This is a genomic window from Streptomyces sp. NPDC001373 (assembly GCF_042895815.1).
Classification (GTDB): domain Bacteria; phylum Actinomycetota; class Actinomycetes; order Streptomycetales; family Streptomycetaceae; genus Streptomyces.
The window spans coordinates 1-4525 of the sequence record NZ_JBIAWQ010000052.1; the positions used below are offsets into that span (position 1 = coordinate 1).

4 protein-coding genes are annotated in these 4525 nt (G+C 72.4%); 2 read left to right on the forward strand and 2 right to left on the reverse strand.

Features of this window, described 5'->3' with window-relative positions; genetic code table 11:
• Positions 1-272: 272 nt before the first annotated feature.
• Entirely contained in the window at positions 273-719 is a 447-nt protein-coding gene (locus tag ACFY15_RS36730) for a MarR family winged helix-turn-helix transcriptional regulator (protein WP_390827066.1), read from the reverse strand.
• Positions 720-812: 93 nt separating this feature from the next.
• Between ACFY15_RS36730 and ACFY15_RS36735 the strand changes: the two genes are divergently transcribed.
• Together ACFY15_RS36735 and ACFY15_RS36740 are read left to right on the forward strand one after the other, a co-directional pair.
• Complete coding sequence (locus tag ACFY15_RS36735) at positions 813-1736, forward strand: zinc-binding alcohol dehydrogenase family protein (protein ID WP_390827067.1); 924 nt, start codon at positions 813-815, stop codon at positions 1734-1736.
• Positions 1737-1951: 215 nt separating this feature from the next.
• Positions 1952-3250, forward strand: a complete 1299-nt coding sequence (locus ACFY15_RS36740) for a hypothetical protein (RefSeq protein ID WP_390827068.1) — start codon at positions 1952-1954, stop codon at positions 3248-3250.
• Positions 3251-3304: 54 nt separating this feature from the next.
• On the opposite strand, the gene ACFY15_RS36745 is transcribed toward ACFY15_RS36740, so the two are convergent.
• Positions 3305-4291 (reverse strand): aldo/keto reductase, encoded by a 987-nt coding sequence (locus ACFY15_RS36745; RefSeq protein WP_390827069.1) that lies wholly within the window; start codon positions 4289-4291, stop codon positions 3305-3307.
• Between the last annotated feature and the right edge of the window lie 234 nt (positions 4292-4525).

Below are 4525 nucleotides of genomic sequence, written 5' to 3' on the forward strand. Positions count from 1 at the left end.
CTCCGGGCTTTCGTTCTTTCCTGCGTTTCCGACTCTATCAGACTCTTTCGTGTCCGACTTCCTCGGCGCTTTCCAGGTTCTTCGCTTTCGCGTTTCCCCTTTCCGGCGGTTCCGACTCTATCAGAAGTTTTCCACCGGATTTCCCGGCTTCGACGTTCCGAATGAAGAGTCGAGGGCACCCCGCATGGAATTTGATTCGCTGTGGGGTGGGTGTCGCCGAACGTGTCCCGTTCGAGGCAACCGTTTGACTCTACATCCCGCCCCCAGGGGTGTCAAAACGAGGCGGGTCCCTCATGGACGCGCCTCAGCAGCCCCATCAGTACGGCCTGCTCCTCCACCGTCAGCGGGGCCAGGAGCTGCTCGTTCGCCGCCTCCGCGAGCGCCGCGCAGCGGGCCAGGGCGGCTTCTCCCTGCGCGGTGACCGTCACGGCGTTCTTGCGGCGGTCGGCCGGGTCGGGGGTCCGCAGGACCATGCCCGCCTCCTGGAGGTGGTTGAGGATCCCGACCATGTCCTTCGGGTCCACCGCGAGCCGGCGGCCCAGCTCCGCCTGGGCGACCGGCCCGTACTCGGCGGTCGCCGCCAGGACCGCGTGGTGCATCAGCTTCAGCCCCTCCGCCGCGATGGCCTCGGCGACCAGTTCCCGTCCGCGCGCCGCGACCCGGCCGACGAGCCAACTGGGCAGGGACTGGATGTGCGCGAGGGGCGGGGTCGTGAGCATGAACCCACCCTACCCATGAATCGTTGGATGTCCCTACGACTTTCGACTTACCGTTGGGCTGCCCAATGAAATCAACGGATCGGGGGAGGTCCTGTGCTGCGCATCCGCCACGAGGTCAACGGCGGGCCCGAAGTGCTGTTCGCCGAGGAGGTCGATCGCCCGGTCGCGGGCCCCGGGGAGCTGGTCGTCCGGGCCGAGGCGATCGGGGTCACCCTGCCCACCGTCCGCAAGGTCCGGGAGGGCAGCGGGCCGGTCCCGTTCGGCGGGGAAGTCGCCGGGACCGTCGTCTCCATCGGAGCGGGAGTCACCGGGTTCGCCGTCGGAGACCGTGTCACCGGGCTGTGTTTCGCCCACGCCTACGCCGAGTACGCCGTCCTGAACAGCGCGCTGACCACCGCCGTCCCCGAGAGCGCGACCGCCGTGGACGCGGTGGCGCTCGTGCGCAGCGGGCTCGTGGCGCGGGGGGCCTACGAGGCCGGGCGGGTGCGGCCGGGCGAGTCGGTGCTCGTCACGGCGGCGGCCGGTGCGGTGGGCGGCCTCGCCCTCCAGCTCGCGAAGGCCGGCGGGGCGGGGCGCGTGGTCGCCGCCGTCGGCAGTGCCGACAAGGCCGGGTTCGTCCGCCGCCTGGGCGCGGACGAGGTCGTGCTGTACGAGGACGCCGACTGGGGAGCCCCGTACGACGTCGTCCTCGACGGCATCGGCGGCGACCTGCTCGGCCCCGCCGTACGGGCCCTGGCCATGGGCGGGCGGCTGGTGGCCTTCAGCTCCGGCGGCGGCACGGTGGAGGCGTACGAGCTCCTGGTGCGCGGCGCCTCGGTGATCGGCTTCCAGATGCGGGCCGTCGCCGCCGGCCGGCCCGACCTGTACGCCCGCTGGCAGCGCGAGCTCTGGGAGCAGCGCGCCGCGGGCACGCTGCGCACCACCGTTCACGAGGAGATCCCCCTCGCCGAGGCGGCCCGCGCCCACGCCGTCATCGAGCAGCGCCGCAACCTCGGCAAGGTCGTCCTCGTACCGTGACGGGTGGGTGAGCGACGCCAGGAACCGGCCGCCGCTGAACCGGCCAATGGCGCTCGTTCGACAGCCCGGCTCATGGGCGACGGGGATGGTCTCAGGGACGGTCACGCCCGCACCCTGATCAAGCGGTGAGCCCCGAGCCTGGACCGGGGCAGGGTGCGGCGGGCGGCCGGGGGGCCGGCCGGTCGCGTGAGGGGGGTCTTCTAGGGTGCGTGCCCATGGACGCTGCCGATCTCGACCGCCGGTTCCGGTCGTACTCCCGTTGCATACCCCCGTACCTCGTTTCCCGGCTGCTTGAGCTCGGGCACGTCGAGGAGGTGGCGTTCCAGGCCGGCCGCGGGGAGTGGTTCTGTGCGCGGGAGCTCGCGCAGCGGTTCACCGAGGAGGGGCGGCAGACGGAGGCCTGGGAGCTGCTCGACCCCTATGCCGCCACGGGGTGGTGGACGGCGGTCGAGGCCGCGGCCGGGCTGCTGGAGGCCTGGGGAAGGGCGGACGAGGCGATCGCGCTGGCCCGCCCGCACGCCGAGGGCGGGGGACGGGAGGCGCTGGCGTTCCTCGGGCGGCTGCTCGCCCGGCAGGGGCGGGGCGCCGAGGGGTTCGCGCTGCTCCTGCCCCACGTCGGGGACGCCTTCCTCGCCATCGCCCTGGTCGACGTCGCCGGGATCGCGGGCCGGGACGAGGAGGTCGCCGCGCTGCTGACCGACCGCATCGAGGCGAGTCACCGCTGCGAGGACCCGGCCTGCCGGCGGAGCGATCCCTCGCCCGCCGGCGCGGCGTACCTGCTCGCCACCGTCCGCGAGCGCCAGGGCCGGGTCGACGACGCGCTGGCCCTGCTGCGGCCCGGCCCCCTCGACTCGCCGGTCCACGGCCACGAGCAGCTCGCCGGTCTCCTGGTCCGCACCGGCAGGATCGAGGAGCTACGGGTGTGCGCCGAGGAGCTCGGGAACCCGGCGTGCCGGCTGGCCGAGCTGCTGGAGGAACGCGGCGACCTGGAGGGGGCGATCGCCGTGTTCCGGAGGCCGGGGGCTTCGGACGGCTTCCGGCGGTTCGGGGCGGTGCAGCTCGCGGCGCTCCTGGAGCGGCACGGCCGGGGCGGCGAGGCGATCGAGGTGCTGCGCGCCCTTGCGGACGCGCCCCTCGGTGCGGAGGACTGGCTCGTCCGCAGGCTGTGCACCCTGTACGCCGACCAGGGCCGTGCCGAGGAGGGACTGGCCTACCTCGACGGCCTCAAGTCCCGCCGAGGCGAGGAGGATTGGGGCTTCTTCGAGATGCGGCTTCCGCTGCTGGCCGCCTGCGGCCGGCGTGAGGAGGCGCTCGAGCTGGCACGGGCCCACCCGGAGGGGGACACCTGGTACGGGGCGTCGTCCGTCGCCCTGCTCCTCGCCGACGCCGGCCGCGTCGAGGAGGCGGTCACCGTCCTCGAAGCGCACGCGTGCGACAACACGACGGACCTGGCCGAGCACCTGATCACCCTCGGACGGGTGAAGGAGGCGGTGGCCGTCCTCCAGCGGCACTGACCCCCGCCCGACCGGGCCGCCGTGGTCCGTTCAGTCGACTGTTCAGCGGACCGTTCAGTGGTTGACGAAGCTCAGGCTGGACTCGTCGTAGCGGGCGCCCGCGATCTGTTCGCGCGGGGCCGCGGCCTCGATGGCGGCCAGGTCCTCCGCCGTCAGCTCGACGGCCAGGGCGGCGAGGTTCTCCTCCAGGTACCGCTGCCGCCGGGTGCCGGGGATGGGCACGACGTCCTCGCCCCGGTGCTGCACCCAGGCCAGGGCCAGCTGCCCGGTGGTCACGCCCTTGGCGGCGGCCAGCTCCTCGAGCTTCGCGACGATCGCCAGGTTCCGGTCGAGGTTGCCGTCGGCGAACCGCGGCTGCGTGCGCCGTACGTCGCCCTCCGCCAGTCCCTCGACGGAGCTGTAGCGGCCGGTCAGGAAGCCCCGGCCGAGCGGGGAGAACGGGACCATGCCGATGCCCAGTTCACGGCAGACCGGGGCGACTTCCGCCTCCAGGTCCCGGGTCCAGAGGGACCATTCGCTCTGGAGCGCGGTGATCGGGTGCACCGCGTGGGCCCGGCGGATCGTTTCCGCGCCGGCCTCCGACAGCCCGAGGTGGCGGACCTTGCCGGCCTGGACCAGTTCGGCCATGGCACCGACGGTTTCCTCGATCGGCACCTGCGGGTCGACCCGGTGCTGGTAGTAGAGGTCGATGTGGTCGACCCCGAGCCGACGCAGCGAGGCCTCGCAGGCCTGGCGCACGTAGGCGGCGTCACCGCGGATCACGGTGGGCTCGCCCAGGCGGTTGGCAAAGCCGAACTTGGTGGCGACCACCGCTTCGTCGCGGCGTCCGGCGATGGCCCGGCCGATCAGTTCCTCGTTGTGCCCGGAGCCGTAGAAGTCGGCGGTGTCCAGGAGGCTCACCCCGAGGTCGAGGGCCCGGTTGAGGGTCGCGATCGACTGCTCGTCGTCCGAGTCCCCGTAGCCGTGACTCATACCCATGCAGCCCAACCCCTGTGCAGAGACTGCGAGTTCACCCAGGTGCCGCATGCGTGCGTCGATCATCGTGGTGCCTCCCGAACTGGAAAACCGTCTGCCCACGACGCTAGGTCTTGGAGCGCACTCCATGTCAAACGATCAACCGGGACCCGTGAGGTGCAGGACGTAGTACTCCGCACCCAGCACACTCCGGCCGGCCGCCGATCTGCCCGTAAACGCAGAAAAGCCCCGCACCAGAAGGTGCGGGGCTTTCCCACAATGATTGTTCGGCGGCGTCCTACTCTCCCACAGGGTCCCCCC

Coding starts and splice junctions, on each gene's coding strand:
- ACFY15_RS36730 (WP_390827066.1), bottom strand. CDS start 719: ATGCTCACGACCCCGCCCCTCGCGCACATCCAGTCCCTGCCCAGTTGG.
- ACFY15_RS36740 (WP_390827068.1), top strand. CDS start 1,952: ATGGACGCTGCCGATCTCGACCGCCGGTTCCGGTCGTACTCCCGTTGC.
- ACFY15_RS36745 (WP_390827069.1), bottom strand. CDS start 4,291: ATGATCGACGCACGCATGCGGCACCTGGGTGAACTCGCAGTCTCTGCA.